Raw genomic sequence first — 16,369 nt, 5'->3', positions numbered from 1 at the left:
AGGGGCGTGCGGGGCCGAGATTCCTGACTGCGGGGCCGGGCCCGGGGGCCGGCCCGCCGGGTCAGGAGGCCGGGGTGCCGGGTCAGGAGGCCGGGTGCCGGGTCAGGAGGCCGGGGTGCCGGGTCAGGAGGCCGGGGTGCCGAAGGCCGGGATGACCGAGCCCTGGTACTTCTCCTCGATGAACTTCTTGACCTCGTCGGAGTTCAGCAGCTTGGCGAGCTTCTGGATCCGCGGGTCGTTCTGGTTGCCTTCCTTGACCGCGAGGAAGTTGGCGTAGGGGTTGCCCTCGGCCTTCTCCAGGATCAGCGCGTCCTTGGCGGGCGACAGCTTGGCCTCGATGGCGTAGTTGCCGTTGATGACGGCGGCGTCCACGTCGTTCAGGGCGCGCGGGACCGTGGCGGCCTCCAGCTCCTTGAACTCCAGGCCCTTCTTGTCGGTGATGTCGGACAGCTTGGCGCTGGTGCCGACACCCTCCTTGAGGGTGATCAGGTTGTTCGCGGCGAGCAGATGGAGCGCGCGGCCCTCGTTGGTGGTGTCGTTGGGGACGGCGATGGTCTGGCCGGCCTTGATGTCGGCTATCGCCTTGACCTTCTTGGAGTAGAGGCCGAGGGGCTCCAGGTGCACGTTCGCGACGGGCACGACGTGCGTGTTGTTCTTCTTGTTGAAGTCGTCGAGGTACGGCTTGTGCTGGAAGAAGTTGCCGGCGACCTGGCCCTGCTCGGTGGCGGTGTTCGGCAGGACGTAGTCCGTGAACTCCTTGACGTCGAGCTTGAGGCCTTCCTTCGCCGCGAGGTTGTCCTTGACGAAGTTCAGGATGTCGGCGTGCGGGCTCGGGGAGGCCGCGATGACGAGCGGCTTGCTCTCGTCGGTCTTGCCGCCGTCGGCCTTGCTGGAGGACGGGTCCGAGGAGCTGCCGCAGGCGGTGAGGCCGAGGGCGAGCGCGGTGGCCGTGGCGGCGAGGGCGGTGAGCTTGATGTTCTTACGCACGAAGAGTGCCTTTCTTGCTGAACAAGTTCCGAAGACTTGCTGGTGGTGGCCCAAGCACGACAAGTGCGGGCTCTGCGGGGTGGGAAAGCCGGGGGTGGCCCGTGGGCCGGTCAGGCGGTGCGGCCGCGGCGGGCCAGGAGGCGGACCACGCCGTCGCCGAGCAGCTGGATCACCGTGACGAGGACGATCAGGACCGCGACGGTGGCGACCATGAAGCCGGTCTCGAAGCGCTGGAAGCCGTACGTGATGGCCTTGGAGCCGAGTCCTTCGCCGCCGACGGCGCCGGCCATGGCGGAGTAGCCGACCAGGGTGATGACGGTGGTGGTGACGCCGGCGACCAGCGAGGGCAGGGCCTGCGGCAGGAGCACCTTGCCGACGAGGGTGGGGATGCCGCCGCCCATGGACTCGACGGCCTCGATCAGGCCGTGGTCCACCTCGCGGACGGCGGTCTCGACGAGCCGGGCGAAGAAGGGGACGGCGCCGATGGCCAGCGGGACGATCATGGCGGTGGGACCGATGAAGGTGCCCACGATCGCGGTGGTGACCGGGATCAGGAAGATCAGCAGGATGATGAACGGCAGCGAGCGGCCTATGTTCACGATCACGCCGAGGACCTTGTTGAGCGGCTGGTTCTGCAGCAGGCCGCCCTTGTCGGTGAGTACCAGCAGGATGCCGATGGGCAGTCCGCCGAGCACGGTCACCAGGGTGGACCACAGCACCATGTAGAGGGTGTCGTAGGTGCCCTGGGTGAGCAGGGGCTGCATTTCGGACCAGGTCACTTCGCACCATCCTTGACCAGCGCGGCCAGTTCGTCGTCGATCTCGTCGGCCTCGTCGATCACGTCGACCTGGAGGCCCTGCTCGCGCAGGAAGCCCACCGGCACGACGTTGTCCTCGTAGCGGCCGGGCAGTTCGATGCGCATGCGGCCGATCAGCCGGCCGACGACGGTGTCCATCGCGGCGCCGAGGATCGAGATGTCGATGTTGTACGTGCGCGAGAGCTGCGAGATGACCGGCTGGGCGGCGGCCTCACCGTGGAAGGTGACGTCGACGACGGTGCGGTCGGGGCCGGTGGCCGCGCCGGTGACCGGGAAGAGCTCGCCCGCCAGCTCGGAGCCGGGGGTCGCGAGCAGTTCGGCGACGGTGCCGGACTCGACGATCCGGCCGTTCTTCATCAGGGCGGCCGAGTCGCAGACGGTCTTGACCACGTCCATCTCGTGCGTGATGAGCAGCACGGTGAGGCCGAGCTGCTGGTTGAGGTCGCGCAGCAGCTTGAGGATGGAGCGGGTGGTCTCGGGGTCCAGGGCGCTGGTGGCCTCGTCGGAGAGCAGCACCTTGGGGTCGCCGGCCAGGGCGCGGGCGATGCCGACGCGCTGCTTCTGGCCGCCGGAGAGCTGGGTGGGGTAGGCCTTGGCCTTGTCGGCGAGGCCGACCAGGTCGAGGAGTTCGAGTGCCTTGCGGGAGCGCTCGCGTCCTGAGACGCCGAGGATCTCCAGGGGCAGTTCGACGTTGGCCTGGACGGTGCGCGAGGACAGCAGGTTGAAGTGCTGGAAGACCATGCCGATGCGGCTGCGGGCCTCGCGGAGCTCCTTGCCGGCTCGCCGGCCGCGGCCGGCGAGCGCGGTGAGGTCGACTCCGTCGACGCTCACGGTGCCGGTGGTGGGTCGCTCCAGCAGGTTCACGCAGCGGATCAGGGAGGACTTGCCGGCGCCGCTCTGGCCGATGACTCCGTACACCTCGCCCTCACGGACGTGGAGATCGACGCCGTCCAGGGCGGTGACCTCGCGGCCACGGGACTGGTAGACCTTCGTGAGGCCCGATGTGGTGATCACAGGATTTCCGTCGCTGTCGAGTGCACGGCGCAGCGGGGGTGCCGGGCACGGGGCAAACATCTGGGGACGCGATACGGGACGAACCGTCAGAAAACGATGGCTTGGTCGCATGCGCGGGGCAGGAGTGAGCCGTGCCGTTCATCAGCTGGTGACGCTCTGGCGCGGCTGGTCTCGCTTCGGGGCGCGAGGCTCAGGAAGGGGCCCTCAGAAGGCGCACATTCGACACATACAACGAGCACCGGGCGTCATCGTCGCCTCGGTCGCAAGGGTGCGGCTGCTCGTCGTGGTCATGGGCCCAAGTAAAGCAGACGTCCCCCCTGACCGATCAACGATGTCCGGATAGCGGACGCATTCCGCCCGAATACCGGACGGCACCCTTGCGTGCCGCTTGCCGAGATCTCACCCCTGACCTGCGCCGACGCGGCCCACGGGCGCGTACGTCCGCACCGGCACGGAGCCCGCCGGGACGGGCCTTTGTGGTCAAGACCACGGTCCGCGCACCGCGGCCGGGCGGGCGGAGCGCGCGGCCGGCCGGAAGGGGCGCGCGCATCGGGTCTTTCGGCCCGTAATACCCTCGCTGCATGCTCGACGCCCTGACGGTCGCCATAGGCGTGGCCGCACTCGCCCTCGCCGCCTGGTGCGGCCACGCCGCATGGCGCGACCAGCCGACCAAGGACTGGCACTTCATCGGGATGGCCGTCGTGACCGTGCTGGTCCTGGTCCAGCTGGTGATCGGCCTGGTCAAGCTGGGCCAGGGCGAGAAGCCCGACGAGGGCACGGTGATCTTCGTGTCGTACCTGCTGGGCGCGTTCGCCGCGGTGCCGGCGGCCGGCATGCTCTCGCTGACCGAGCGGACCAGATGGGGATCGGTGACGGTGGCCGCCGGCGCGGTCGTCCTCGCCGTCCTCGAAGTGCGGCTCTACGACATCTGGGGAACCACCGGTGCCTGACGCTGAGACGACGACCGCCACTCCCGCCGGGCGCAAGCGACTGGTCTCCGGGCCCGGGCTGCTGCTGGTGTGGCTCTACGGGGTGATGGTGGTGGGCGCGGTCTCGCGCTCCGCCTTCCAGATCTCCACCGAGTTCGGCAAGGCGCCGCTCGCGTACTCGCTGTCCGCCGTGGCGGCGCTGGCCTACGCCTTCATCACGTACTCGCTGGTGCGCGGCGGGGAGACGGCCCGCAAGGCGGCGCTGGTCTGCTGCGCCGCCGAGCTGGCCGGCGTACTGGCCGTGGGCACCTGGACCCTCGTGAACCCCGACGCCTTCCCCGACACGACCGTGTGGTCGGCCTTCGGGATGGGATACCTGTTCATCCCGGTGATCCTGCCGATCACCGGGATGCTCTGGCTGCGCACGAAGCGCTGAGCGAGCGGGCGCCGCCGGCGGCGGGCGCCGACCGACTGCGGACCGAACGGCTACGCGCTGACCGTGAAGTCGGTCGGGTCCTTGGCCTCCTTCTCCAGGATCACCAGCTGGACCCCGTCGGAGGCCGTGCGGCCGCCGACCTTGACGTAGCCGGCCTTGCGGTAGAGGCGCAGGTTGGACTCGCTCTTGTGCCCGGTGTGCAGGCGGAAGCGGGTGGTGGTGCCGGGGCTCGCGAGGGCCTCCTCGACCGCGCGCAGCAGGCGCGCGCCGAGTCCGTGTCCCTGCAGGCGCGGGTGGACGCACAGCTTGGCGATCTTGCCGGTGCCGTCCTCGTCCACGCTGCCGCGCACCGTGCCGACGATCTCGTCGCCGAGCCGGGCCACGAGGACCGTGTCCGCCGCCAGCTCTCCCTTGAGGGAGTCCAGGGACTGGGTGAGCGGCTGGATGAGGTAGTTGCCGTACAGCTCGGCCTCGCGCTGGAAGGCCAGGTACTGCAGTTTGAAGATCTGCTCAGCGTCCTCGGCAGCCGCCGCCGAAATGGTCACGCTCATGCCCATGTGCGCATGCCTCCAGCTCACCTGGTAGCCCGTTGGTCTACCGCTCCTTTCCCCGAAGGCCAGGAGCCGCAACCTCTGCCGCCAGCATTCTGCGCAGACATCCCAGGCATCGGGAACGGACGGGCCCCAAACTTCCTTGTGAGATACCCAACTCTCCTGCGATTTCACGGTAAGTGAGGTCTCTGGGCGAAAGAAGTGCCTTCATCAGCTCGGGGCAGCGTCCGGGCAACCGGGCGACCGCCGATCGGAGTGCGCGGTTCACCTCCCCGTGCAGAAGGGCGTCTTCCGGTTCGGCCCCCGCGGCGGGTTCACGCCCGGCGGCGGGCTCGTCTCCCGCGCCGCCGCCGGCCGTCGGGCCGTCGTACGGGATCTCCCGGCGGGCCCGGCGCCGGGCCAGGCGGGCCTCCGCGCGTACCGCGCGGCGCAGCCAGCGCGCCGGCTCCGCCGGCTCGTCGGGGTCGGGTGCGCGCCGGCCGCTCTCCAGCAGCCTGACCCAGACGGCTTGTTCCAGGTCGGCCGCGTCCACTCCGGTGCCCGCGGCCTCCGCGGCCGCCTCCGCGGAGAGCAGCGGGCCGAGCTTCTCAAAGAGGTCAGCCTTCAGCAGGTCCATGCCGGGCGGGACGAGTGGGCCGGGCCCGGCGGTTTCCCCCGGGCCCGGCCCACTCGTTCGGGAAGGCGCGCTCAGCCGTTGACGGGGCGTCGGCCGGGGCGGAAGGCCTCGGCCGCGAGCAGTCCGGTGTCCGGGTTGTCGGTGAAGATCCCGTCGATGCCCTGTTCGAAGTACGTCCGGAAGGCGGCGAGGGCATCGCCGTAGGCGGCCGGATCCGTGCCCTTGCGGTACTCGGCCGGCAGGAAGCTGTTCTCGTTGCGCGCGGTGTAGGGGTGCAGCACCAGCCCGCGGGCGTGGGCGTCCTTCACCAGGGTGGTCGGGGCTCCGAGCCTGCCGTCCGCCGTGCGCGGGAGGATCAGGTCCATGGTCGGGCCGATGCCCTGGGCGAAGCCGGCGATCCACTTCAGGCCCTCGGGCTTGACCAGGTCCGCGACCGTCCGCGGGTCCTTGGCCTGTTCGAAGTCCCAAGGACGCGTGTTCGCCGCGGAGAGCAGCACCACGCGGGGCGCGGAGACCAGCCGGGAGAGCCGCTGGATGCTGGAGGGCTCGAAGGACTGGAGGAAGACGGCCGAATCGCGACGGTCTCGTCCGTAGCGGCGCAGCAGCTGGGCCAGCGGCTCCTCCAGGCCGAGGCCGAGCGCCCGGAAGTAGCTGGGGTGCTTGGTCTCCACGTGCAGCCAGACCTGCTTGTCGCGGCGGCGGCCCTCCCGGTTGGCCCAGCGCAGGACCTCCTCGAAGGTGGGCACCGCCCACTGGCCGTCGTAGAGGGTGTTGCGCTGGCGGACGGCGGGGATACGTTCCTTCGCGCGCAGGGTCTTCAGCTCGGCGAGGGTGAAGTCCTCGGTGAACCAGCCGGTGACGGAGACCCCGTCGACGGACTTGGTGGTCCGGCGCGCCGCGAACTCCGGGTGGTCGGCGACGTCCGTGGTGCCGCCGATCTCGTTCTCGTGGCGGCACACCAGATGCCCGTCCTTGGTGGGGACGAGGTCCTGCTCGATGACGTCGGCGCCCATGTCGAGCGCGAGCTGGTAGGAACCGAGCGTGTGCTCGGGCCGGTAGCCGCTGGCTCCGCGGTGGCCGATGACCGTCGGGTGGGGGAGGTCCCGGTGGCCTCCGTCGCCGTGCCCGCCGCTCGTGGCGGACGCCGGTCCCGCCGCGAGTCCGCTGATGCCGCCCCCGGCCGCCAGGACGGCCGCCCCCAGGACCGTGCGCCGCGCTGCCCCACCCTGTGTCATGCGTGCCACTCCTCGTCGTCGCGAAGGTCCGCGGGCCCGGGATCTCCGATGTCCCGGCATTTCGCGGCCCCTGATCGGCGTGCCGATGGTAGGCAAAGGGGGGTGGCCGCAGGGGGTGCGGCGACGTCACATCCGGGGAACTTGGCGCGAACGTGTGTCAACACTGCGTATCCGACACGTGAACCCGATGTGCGCTCGGACGTGACCCGCGAGTATCGTCCTCACCTGCACCACCGCCGTGTGGTGAGTGCGAGAACCCCGCTTTTCGATGCCGGAGGGCCCACGTTGTTCCGTACGCGCCTCATCAAAGCCACTGTCGGACCGGTCATGCGCATGATGTTCCGCACCCGCGTGGAGGGCGTCGAGAACATCCCCGGCGACGGACCGGTGATCCTGGCGGGCAACCACCTCACCTTCATCGACTCCATGATCCTTCCGCTGGTCTGCGACCGTACGGTCCACTTCATCGGCAAGGACGAGTACGTGACGGGCAAGGGCATCAAGGGGCGCGCCATGGCCTGGTTCTTCACCGGGGCCGGCATGATCCCCGTCGACCGTGACGGGGCCAACGGCGGAGTCGCGGCCCTGATGACCGGCCGCCGGATCCTCGAAGAGGGCAAGATCTTCGGCATCTACCCCGAGGGCACCCGCTCCCCCGACGGCCGCCTCTACCGCGGCCGCACCGGCATCGCCCGCCTGACCCTGATGACCGGCGCCCCCGTGGTCCCGTTCGCGATGATCGGCACCGACAAGCTCCAGCCCGGCGGCGCCGGCATGCCGCGCCCGGGCCGTGTCACCGTCCGCTTCGGCGAGCCGATGGAGTTCTCCCGCTACGAGGGCATGGACCGCGACCGCTACGTGCTGCGCGCCGTCACCGACTCGGTGATGGCCGAGGTCATGCGGCTCTCGGGCCAGGAGTACGTGGACATGTACGCGACGAAGGCCAAGGCCGCGTAGCGGTCACTGCCTGCGCAGGGACCGGCTGACGCCCGCCGCCGTGGTGGTGGCGAGGATCCAGCCGGTCACGATCAGCAGGTACGAAAGCCACTGGTACCAGCCGCTCGGCGCGTAGGCGGACTCCTGCCCGAAGCCGATGATCGGCAGCATCAGGTCGATCGTGTAGAAGACCGCGTTGAAGTCGGGGGCCTCCCCCGTCTTGAGCGGCCGGGGCGGGGCGAGTCCGTAGGCGATCGTCCCGGTCAGCAGGAGCGCCAGCAGCCAGCCCGTGGCCCGCAGCGGCCGGAAGCCGTAGCCGACGGTGCCGTCCTGGAGCAGCCCCCAGAGCCGGGCGTGCCGCGGCAGGGTGCGCCGGTGCCGGCGCAGCTTCGCGAGCTGGACGGTCCGGGCCGCGGCCTCGTCGCCCGCCGTGCGGTACGCGGCCGTGAGCTGTTCGTAGGCGTACGGGAGGTATCCGGACTCCTCCCGCTCCAGTGCGGGCAGTCGCTGCTCGGCCGGCAGGTGGGGGGCGAGGGTGCGGTAGGTGAGGCCGTCGACGGCGATCCGTGCGGGCCAGGCCTGCGGATCGATGTGGAGCAGGTCGATGGTGGAGCGGCGCAGGTTCACATCGCCCCGGATCTGATCGCACCGGCGCAGCCACAGCTCGCCGATGGCGCAGCTGGAGGCGCGCAGGGCGGTCCCGCCGGTGTTGTCGAGATCGGCCCGGGTCAGGTTGGCCTGGCCCGGTATGCGGGAGCCGGTGAGGTTGACCATTCCCTCGGCCTTGAGCCGGTGCCCGCGCAGGTCGGTACCGACGGTCAGGTTCTCGGCGTGCAGGGCGATGGCGCCGGGCGCGAGCAGCCGGGCGCGGTCGAGCTGGATCTGGCCGCCGACCGTGGCGCCGTTGAGGCGGAGCTGGCCGTGCACGGTCAGGTCGTTCGCGATGATGTCGGTGTCGACCTCGACGTGATTGAGCTGGAGCGGGGGCTCGTCCGCCTCCTCGCCGCTCGTGGGGCCGATCACGGCTCCCTGGAGGAAGAGCCCCCCGGATATCTTCGAGCCCTGCAGGCGGACCGGGCCCGTGATCCGGCAGCAGGAGAGCCGCAGGACCACGTCGACGCGCACGGTGGCCGCGGTGAGGCCGGGGAGGGTGGAGTAGCCGAGCACGAGGGCGCGCAGCTGGGCCCCGTACAGCAGGGGTTTGCGCTCGAACCAGCAGTCGCGCAGCCGGATGGGATGGTCGACGACCGCATACCGGAGGTCGAGCTTCCCGACGATCTTCGCGCCCTTGACCTTGAGTCCGGCGACCCGGCCCTCCTCGGCGCGGCCGACGCCCAGCAGCAGGGCCCGCAGCACCTCCGCCCGGACGGTGCGTTCCGGCCCCCAGCCGGCTCCGTCCACGGAGCTGTCGTCGGCGTGCTCGCGGAAGTCGACGCCCTCACCGCGCGGGAAGGCGTCCCAGATGCGGCGCTCCGCCGGGGTCAGGTCGTTGATCTCCATCGCCGGGATGGTGTCCCGCGGTTCGACGGACTGTCAACTCCGCTCGGGACACCACCCTCTGGCGGGACGTCAGTGCTCGATGCCGTCCTGGAGCCGCTGGCCCTTCAGCAGGAACCAGGCGGCCGCGGCGGTGGCCAGCAGCACGGCCGCCCCGACGCCGGAGGCGAGGCGCAGGCCGTCGACGAAGGCGTCCTGGGCGGCGCCCACCATCTGCGTGGCGGTGGCCGGGTCCAGTGACCTGGCGGCCTCGACCGCCCCGCCCAGGGACTCGTGCGCGGCGTCGGCCACCGGTCCGCTGACGGAAGCCGGGGCGGTGAAGCCCTGGTAGACGCCGGTGACGATGGAGCCGAGCAGGGCGATGCCGAGGGCGGCGCCGAGTTCGTAGGCGGTCTCGGAGACGGCGGAGGCCGAACCGGCCTGCTCCTTGGGCACGCTGGACAGGATCACGTCGGCCGTGACGGTGAAGGAGAAGCCCGCGCCGAGGCCGACGGCGAGCAGGGCCGCGCCGAGCAGCGGGTAGCCCGTCTCCTTGTGGATCACGGTCAGGACGGCCAGGGCCAGGCCGATGGCGCCGAGGCCGCCGGCCACGATGGACCGTACGGAGTACTTGCGGGCGTAGTTGCCCGCGATCAGGCCGGTGACCACCGCGCCGACGGCGGCGGGCAGTTCCGCGAGGCCGGCCTCCAGCGGCCCGCGGCCCTGCACGAGCTGCAGGAACTGCGAGAGGAAGAAGACCAGTCCGGAGAGGCCGAAAACGGTGAGCAGGTCGGCGAGGACCGCGCCGGAGAAGCCGCGGTGCTTGAAGAGCCGCATGTCGAGCAGCGGGGACGGCAGGGTGAACTGGCGGCGGACGAAGGCGTACAGGGCGCCCGCGCCGAGCCCTGCGGTGGCCACGACCTCCCAGGTCAGGCCGTGGGTGGCGACTTCCTTGACGGCGTAGACCACGGCGATGACGCCGACGAGGGAGAGGCCGACGCTGACCAGGTCCCAGGGGCCCGCGACCGGGTTCTTGGACTCGGGCAGCAGCTTGATGCCGACGAGGACCAGGGCGACCATCACGGGGAGGTTGATGAGGAAGACCGAGCCCCACCAGAAGTGCTGGAGCAGGGCTCCGCCGACGACGGGGCCGACGGCCGCACCGGCCGAGGCGGTGGCGCCCCAGATGCCGATGGCGAGGCTGCGCTCCTTGGGGTCGTGGAAGATGTTGCGGATCAGCGCGAGGGTGGACGGCATCAGGGTGGCGCCCGCCACGCCGAGCAGGGCCCGGGCGACGATCATCATCTCGGGGCTGGTCGCGTAGGCGTTGAGGACCGAGACGGCGCCGAAGGCGGTGGCGCCGACGAGGAGCAGCTTCTTGCGGCCGATGCGGTCGCCGAGGCTGCCCATCGACACCAGGAGTCCGGCGATGACGAAGGAGTAGATGTCGCCTATCCACAGCAGCTGGGTGCCGGACGGCTTGAGGTCCTCGCTGAGGGAAGGGGTGGCGAGGCCGAGTACGGTGGCGTCCACCGCGACCAGCAGCACGGCCAGGACGAGCACGGAGAGCGCGAGCCAGCGCCCCTTGCTCTTCCCCTCCGTCCCCGTCTGCCTGCTCAGCTGTTCGGTACGGCTCATTTCTCCACACTCCGTCTGGCGCCACCGAGCAGCAGCTCGATGATCATGTACTGAAAGTCCTTGGCGGCGACCCGGCCGTCCATGACGGCCCAGGCGCAGCTGCCGATGAGGCCGTAGAGGGCCTCGGTGAGCCAGGCCGGGCTCAGGTCGATGCGGATGTCGCCCTCTTCCTGGCCGCGCCGGAACAGGGCGGTGACGCGGGCGTCGAGCCGCGCCCATCCCTCGTGGATCTCCTCGCCTTCGAACAGCTGGTTCTCGGTGACGAGGAAGGCCAGCAGTTCGGCGTTGGGCTCGGCTTCTGCGACGAGGCGTCTGAGCGCCTCCACGGCCGTGCCCTCGTCGAGACGGGCGTGGTCGAACGCCACCTCGAACTCCCGGATGCCGAGTTCTTCGAGGGCCCGTACGAGGGCGTCGCGCCCGGCGAAGTGCCGGTGGAGGGTCGCGCGGCCGATCCCTGCGGCGCGGGCGACCTCGTCCATCGTGGCGGTCGATTTGCGGGAGAGCAGGGCGGCGGCGTCGCGGAGCACCTGGTCACGGTCCATGGCCATGAGACAAGCATACCCCGAATGAGACGTCACTGTCTCATTCTCGCGAAAAATGGGCTGCTGTACGGGCAACCGGAAGGGAATCTGTGCCGATGAAGCCACTGCTGCTGATCGATGTCGACGGACCGCTGAACCCCTACGCGGCCAAGGCCCAGCGCCGCCCCGAGGGCTACACCACCCACCGGATGCGACCCACGGGCTGGCGGGAGGCGGAGAGCGTGAAGCCGTTGCGGGTCTGGCTGAATCCCGCCCACGGGGAGGAGCTGCTCGCACTCGCGAACGCGTACGAACTGGTCTGGGCCACCACTTGGAAGGACGAGGCGAACGACTGGATAGGCCCCCATCTCGGCCTGCCCCGGCTCCCCTTCATCGACTGGCCGTCGATGCACGGCCGCGCACCGCGCGGCACGTTCTGGAAGACCCAGTACGTCCTGGAGTACGCGGGCGGCCGCCCCTTCGCCTGGATCGACGACGACATCGGGGCCATGGACCACGAGTACGTCGAGCAGCACCACCCGGCGCACGCGCTGCTCCTGCGGATCGACGAGCAGATCGGCCTGACCGGGGAGGACTTCGACACCCTGACGAACTGGGCGGACTCACTGTGATGCGGCGACCACTACCCGTGTTCGCGCGAACGATGCGCGGTCGTCAACGGATCGCGCTCCGCCCGTAACGCCGAAGGGGCGGGGGAGCCCATCGGCTCCCCCGCCCCCGGCCACGCTCGGGCCTACCGCTTGTGGACCGCCCAGGCGTGCTGGATGACCAGGTCGGCCTTCAGCTCGGTCAGCTGGACCGCGACCGCCGACGGGGCGGTGCCGCCGCGGCCGTTGCGGGAGGCGAGGGCGCCCTTGACGTTGAGGACGGTCCGGACCTCGGGGGTCAGGTGCTCCGAGATCTTCGCGAACTGCTCGTCCGTGAGCTCGTCCAGCTCGATGCCGAGCGCCTCGCACTCCTTGACGCACTCGCCGGCCACCTCGTGCGCCACCCGGAACGGTACGCCCTGCTTGACCAGCCACTCCGCGATGTCGGTGGCGAGCGAGAACCCCGCGGGGGCCAGCTCCTCCATCCGCTCCCGGTTGACCGTGAGGGTGGCCATCATGCCGGTGAACGCCGGCAGCAGGACCTCGAGGGTGTCGCAGGAGTCGAAGACCGGCTCCTTGTCCTCCTGGAGGTCCCGGTTGTACGCCAGGGGCAGCGCCTTGAGCGTGGCGAGCAGACCGGTCAGGTTGCCGATGAGGCGGCCCGACTTGCCGCGCGCCAGCTCCGCGATGTCCGGGTTCTTCTTCTGCGGCATGATCGACGAGCCGGTGGAGAAGGCGTCGTGCAGCGTCACGAAGGAGAACTCCTTCGTGTTCCAGATGATGATCTCCTCCGCGATCCGGGACAGGTTGATCCCGATCATCGCGGTGACGAAGGCGAACTCGGCGACGAAGTCACGCGAGGCCGTGCCGTCGATGGAGTTGCCGACCGAGCCCCGTTCGAAGCCCAGGTCGGCGGCGACCGCCTCCGGGTCCAGGCCCAGCGAGGAGCCGGCGAGGGCGCCCGATCCGTAGGGGGAGACCGCGGTCCGGGTGTCCCACTGCCGCAGCCGCTCCGCGTCCCGGGACAGGGACTGCACGTGGGCCAGTACGTGGTGGGCGAAGAGCACCGGCTGCGCGTGCTGGAGGTGGGTCCTGCCCGGCATCGCCACGTCCGCGTGGCTCTCGGCGAGGCCGACCAGCGCGTCCTGGAGGTCCGCGACCAGACCGCCGATGGTCCGGGCGTGGTCGCGCAGGTACATCCGGAAGAGGGTGGCCACCTGGTCGTTGCGGGAGCGGCCGGCGCGCAGCTTGCCGCCGAGGTCGGCGCCGAGCCGCTCCAGCAGGCCGCGCTCCAGGGCGGTGTGCACGTCCTCGTCGGCGATGGTGCCGGTGAAGGAGCCGTCGGCCACGTCGGCCTCCAGCTGGTCCAGCCCGGCGATCATGCGGTCGAGTTCTTCGGCCGTGAGCAGGCCCGCCTTGTGGAGCACGCGGGCGTGGGCGCGCGAGCCGGCGATGTCGTAGGGCGCGAGGCGCCAGTCGAAGTGGACCGACGCGGACAGCTTCGCGAGGGCCTCGGCGGGACCGTCGGCGAACCGGCCGCCCCAGAGCCGGACGTCACCCTTGTTGCTGCTCACAGCTACTGCTCCTCAGGACTGCATGGCCTGTACGGCCTGTACGGCCTGTACGGCATGCTTTTCGGATGTGAAACCGCCTCCCCGCCGCGGAGGAAACGGGGAGGCGGTCACGTACTGCTGATCGGTCAGGCGAGGTCGCGCCGCGCCGCGATCTTCGAGGACAGGCCGAAGATCTCGATGAAGCCCTGGGCCTTGGACTGGTCGAAGGTGTCGCCCGAGTCGTAGGTCGCGAGGTTGAAGTCGTACAGCGACTCGTCCGACTTCCGGCCGGTGACGACGGCGCGGCCGCCGTGCAGCGTCATCCGGATGTCACCGGTGACGTGCTGGTTGGCCTCGTTGATGAAGCCGTCCAGCGCCCGCTTGAGCGGGGAGAACCACAGGCCGTCGTAGACCATCTCGCCCCAGCGCTGCTCGACCTGCCGCTTGTAGCGGGCCAGCTCGCGCTCGACGGTGACGTTCTCGAGCTCCTGGTGGGCGGTGATCAGCGCGATCGCGCCCGGAGCCTCGTACACCTCACGGGACTTGATGCCCACGAGACGGTCCTCGACGATGTCGATCCGGCCGATGCCCTGGGCACCGGCGCGGTCGTTGAGCTGCTGGATCGCCTGGAGCACGGTGACGGGCTTGCCGTCGATGGCGACCGGGACGCCCTCCTTGAAGGAGATGACGACCTCGTCGGCCTCGCGCTGCAGGGCCGGGTTCGAGGTGTACTCGTAGATGTCCTCGATCGGGGCGTTCCAGATGTCCTCCAGGAAGCCCGTCTCGACGGCGCGCCCGAAGACGTTCTGGTCGATGGAGTACGGGGACTTCTTGGTGGTCGCGATCGGGAGCTGCTTCTCCTCGCAGAAGGCGATCGCCTTGTCGCGGGTCATCGCGTAGTCACGGACCGGGGCGATGCACTTGAGGTCCGGGGCGAGGGCGACGATGCCCGCCTCGAAGCGGACCTGGTCGTTGCCCTTGCCGGTGCAGCCGTGGGCGACGGTCGTGGCGCCGTGCTTCTTGGCGGCGGCGACCAGGTGCTTGACGATGGCCGGCCGGGAGAGCGCCGAGACCAGCGGGTACCGGTCCATGTAGAGGGCGTTCGCCTTGATCGCCGGGAGGCAGTACTCGTTGGCGAACTCGTCGGAGGCGTCGGCGACCTCGGCCTCGACCGCACCGCAGTCGAGCGCGCGCTTGCGGATGACGTCCAGGTCCTCGCCGCCCTGGCCGACGTCCACGGCAACGGCGATGACCTCGGCGCCCGTCTCCTCGGCGATCCAGCCGATGGCGACGGAGGTGTCCAGGCCGCCCGAGTAGGCGAGTACGACGCGCTCGGTCACGGGTTTCTCCTTACGGTGCATTCAACGACAGGCATAACTATGCACTACTCCGTATGTTTCGTCAATCGACTCCACCGCGAGGCTCCTGACCAGGGGGAATATGGGGCGCGCCATCCCCCGGACACCGCCTAGGCTCGCCGGGTACGCGTGGACAGGGGGAGGGCACATGAGCGCCTGGGAGCGACAGGACGCGGAGAACGGGCGGGCCGCGGCGGCGGGACTGCTCGGCGGCAGGCGCGTCGGGATCGGCGGAGTCCGGCTCCCCGACCGGCCGGCGGCCTGGACCGCGTTCGACGAGGAGGTCCGGCAGGCCCGCGCGCACGGCACCTCGCTGCCGTGCTTCGACCGCCTGGAGACCCGCCTGTGCCACCGCGACGGCCGGATCCGCGCGGCCGCGCTCGACGAGCCGGACCCGGTGCTCCCGCTCGTCGCCATCCGGTGTGCCGACTGGGTCCCGGCGGTGCGGCGACGTGCCCGCCGGGTCCTCGGCGAGGCCCTGGCCGCCGACCCCGCGCGGACGCTGACCGACCTGACCCCGCTGGTCCTGCGGCTGGGGCGGCGGGAACAGGGCGCCTGGGCACTGGAGCACTTCGAGGCGGCCCTGCGCGCCGAGGACCCCGTCCTCGCCCCGTGGTGGCGCCCGGCCCGGCCCGCGACCTGGTGGCGGGCCGAGCGGCCCGCGCACACCCGCACCGGCGAGCAGCCCGACACCGTACTGGCGTGGCTGCGGTGGAACCCGGACCTGGCGACCCGGCGCTTCGCCACCCGGATCACCCTCGACCGCGGGCTGTTCGGCGTACGGGAACTGGCCCGGCGGGCCGCCGTCGAGCAGGACCCGGTGACGAGCACGCTGTGGACCGACGCCGCGCTGGCGGCGCTGGCCGCCGGGGCTCCGGGCGACGGGCCGGACCGGGCCGACGCGGACGCGGACGTGGACGCGGCCGTCGACGCCCTGCTGGGCGGCCACCTCCCGATGGTCCGGGCCGCCGGGGTCACCGCCCTGCGCCGGGCTGGGCGGGCCACTGAGGCCGTGCACCACCTCACCGACCGCTCCGGAACGGTCCGGGCCTGTGCCCGCTGGCTCCTGCGCCAGGGCGGGGGCGACCCGTACGCGTACCTCCGCGAGCTGGTCGAGGACCCGGACCGGATCACCCGGTACACGGTGACCGGCTTCGCCGAGTGCGCCGGCCGCGCGGACGCCCCGCTGCTGCGCGCCCTGCTGGACCACCCCGCCGGGGCGGTCCGGGCGGCGGCCGTCGCGGGGCTGCGCCTCCTCGACGTCACCGACCTCGCGCTGCTGCGGCCGCTGCTGGACGACCCCTCGCCGGGCGTGGCCCGGGAGGCCTCGGTGAGCCTGCGCGCCTCGGCAGGGCAGCTGCCCGCCGACTGGCTGCTGACCCGCATCGCGCCCGAGCGGCCGCTGCACACCCGCCGGGCCGCCTACCGGCTGCTGTTCGCGCGCGGCGGTGTCGCCGGGCTGCGGGCCTCCGTGGACCTGCTGTCGGACGAGGACGCGGGGCTGCGCGTGGTCGCCGGGCAACGCCTCGGGAGCCTGTGGTCCCCCTACCGTCCGCCCGCCCTTCCGGTCCGGGATCCGGAGGTCGGCGCCCTGCTGGACCGCTGCACCGGAGTGTTCAGCGACTACGTCCTGCAGCGGATGCGCTCACAGCTCGGACTCCCCCGCACCACCACGACGGACGGATACTGATCAC

Annotated in this window: 16 protein-coding genes; 5 read left to right on the top strand and 11 right to left on the bottom strand. The window is 71.0% G+C overall.

Going from position 1 to position 16,369, the window contains the following annotated elements; translation table 11 throughout:
• Positions 1–123: 123 nt before the first annotated feature.
• From RIU97_RS32000 to RIU97_RS31990, 3 genes are all read right to left on the bottom strand, one after another.
• Positions 124–987, bottom strand: coding sequence for a MetQ/NlpA family ABC transporter substrate-binding protein (locus tag RIU97_RS32000; protein ID WP_404961023.1), 864 nt, complete (start codon positions 985–987; stop codon positions 124–126).
• 110 nt (positions 988–1,097) lie between these two features.
• Positions 1,098–1,766, bottom strand: a complete 669-nt coding sequence (locus tag RIU97_RS31995; RefSeq protein WP_404961022.1) for a methionine ABC transporter permease — start codon at positions 1,764–1,766, stop codon at positions 1,098–1,100.
• The gene (locus RIU97_RS31990; protein ID WP_404961021.1) at positions 1,763–2,818 is read right to left on the bottom strand and encodes a methionine ABC transporter ATP-binding protein; all 1,056 of its coding nucleotides are present in this window, start codon (positions 2,816–2,818) and stop codon (positions 1,763–1,765) included. The genes RIU97_RS31995 and RIU97_RS31990 overlap by 4 nt, the downstream gene beginning before the upstream one ends.
• A gap of 581 nt (positions 2,819–3,399) precedes the next feature.
• Here RIU97_RS31990 and RIU97_RS31985 point away from each other — a divergent pair.
• Entirely contained in the window at positions 3,400–3,768 is a 369-nt protein-coding gene (locus RIU97_RS31985; RefSeq protein ID WP_404961020.1) for a hypothetical protein, read from the top strand.
• Positions 3,761–4,183 carry a hypothetical protein gene (locus RIU97_RS31980; RefSeq protein WP_404961019.1) on the top strand — a complete coding sequence of 141 codons (423 nt, stop codon included), beginning with the start codon at positions 3,761–3,763 and terminating at the stop codon, positions 4,181–4,183. Before RIU97_RS31985 ends, RIU97_RS31980 begins: the two co-directional genes overlap by 8 nt.
• A 50-nt stretch (positions 4,184–4,233) precedes the next feature.
• On the opposite strand, the gene RIU97_RS31975 is transcribed toward RIU97_RS31980, so the two are convergent.
• The 3 genes from RIU97_RS31975 to RIU97_RS31965 form a co-directional block, all read right to left on the bottom strand.
• Positions 4,234–4,740 (bottom strand): GNAT family N-acetyltransferase, encoded by a 507-nt coding sequence (locus tag RIU97_RS31975; protein WP_319723282.1) that lies wholly within the window; start codon positions 4,738–4,740, stop codon positions 4,234–4,236.
• Positions 4,741–4,777: 37 nt separating this feature from the next.
• Positions 4,778–5,350: an RNA polymerase sigma factor gene (locus RIU97_RS31970; RefSeq protein WP_404961018.1), complete on the bottom strand. Its 573-nt coding sequence runs from the start codon at positions 5,348–5,350 to the stop codon at positions 4,778–4,780.
• A 71-nt stretch (positions 5,351–5,421) separates the two neighbouring features.
• Positions 5,422–6,585, bottom strand: coding sequence for a glycerophosphodiester phosphodiesterase (locus RIU97_RS31965; protein WP_404961017.1), 1,164 nt, complete (start codon positions 6,583–6,585; stop codon positions 5,422–5,424).
• 327 nt (positions 6,586–6,912) lie between these two features.
• On the opposite strand from RIU97_RS31965, the gene RIU97_RS31960 reads away from it, so the two are divergent.
• Positions 6,913–7,542 (top strand): lysophospholipid acyltransferase family protein, encoded by a 630-nt coding sequence (locus RIU97_RS31960; RefSeq protein WP_319723276.1) that lies wholly within the window; start codon positions 6,913–6,915, stop codon positions 7,540–7,542.
• A 3-nt stretch (positions 7,543–7,545) separates the two neighbouring features.
• Here RIU97_RS31960 and RIU97_RS31955 read toward each other — a convergent pair whose 3' ends face one another.
• The 3 genes from RIU97_RS31955 to RIU97_RS31945 form a co-directional block, all read right to left on the bottom strand.
• A complete protein-coding gene (locus tag RIU97_RS31955) occupies positions 7,546–9,021 on the bottom strand; it encodes a membrane-associated oxidoreductase (protein ID WP_404961016.1) in 1,476 nt (491 codons plus the stop codon).
• A gap of 69 nt (positions 9,022–9,090) precedes the next feature.
• Positions 9,091–10,635, bottom strand: a complete 1,545-nt coding sequence (locus RIU97_RS31950) for an MFS transporter (protein ID WP_404961015.1) — start codon at positions 10,633–10,635, stop codon at positions 9,091–9,093.
• On the bottom strand, positions 10,632–11,183 hold the full coding sequence (locus RIU97_RS31945) for a TetR/AcrR family transcriptional regulator (RefSeq protein ID WP_404961014.1): 552 nt from the start codon (positions 11,181–11,183) through the stop codon (positions 10,632–10,634). The genes RIU97_RS31950 and RIU97_RS31945 overlap by 4 nt, the downstream gene beginning before the upstream one ends.
• Before the next feature lie 89 nt (positions 11,184–11,272).
• Between RIU97_RS31945 and RIU97_RS31940 the strand changes: the two genes are divergently transcribed.
• Entirely contained in the window at positions 11,273–11,788 is a 516-nt protein-coding gene (locus RIU97_RS31940) for an HAD domain-containing protein (RefSeq protein WP_404961013.1), read from the top strand.
• A gap of 122 nt (positions 11,789–11,910) precedes the next feature.
• Here the strand turns inward: RIU97_RS31940 and argH are convergent, their stop codons facing one another.
• Entirely contained in the window at positions 11,911–13,338 is a 1,428-nt protein-coding gene (gene argH, locus RIU97_RS31935) for an argininosuccinate lyase (RefSeq protein WP_404961012.1), read from the bottom strand.
• A 125-nt stretch (positions 13,339–13,463) separates the two neighbouring features.
• Positions 13,464–14,657 carry an argininosuccinate synthase gene (locus RIU97_RS31930; protein ID WP_404961011.1) on the bottom strand — a complete coding sequence of 398 codons (1,194 nt, stop codon included), beginning with the start codon at positions 14,655–14,657 and terminating at the stop codon, positions 13,464–13,466.
• A gap of 166 nt (positions 14,658–14,823) precedes the next feature.
• Here RIU97_RS31930 and RIU97_RS31925 point away from each other — a divergent pair, with 166 nt between their 5' ends.
• Complete coding sequence (locus RIU97_RS31925; RefSeq protein WP_404961010.1) at positions 14,824–16,365, top strand: hypothetical protein; 1,542 nt, start codon at positions 14,824–14,826, stop codon at positions 16,363–16,365.
• Positions 16,366–16,369 lie beyond the last annotated feature (4 nt).

This window comes from Streptomyces sp. 147326, assembly GCF_045000215.1.
Lineage (GTDB): Bacteria > Actinomycetota > Actinomycetes > Streptomycetales > Streptomycetaceae > Streptomyces.
Note: the sequence above shows the minus strand (reverse complement) of the source record. Positions and strands in the feature narration are given on the sequence as shown.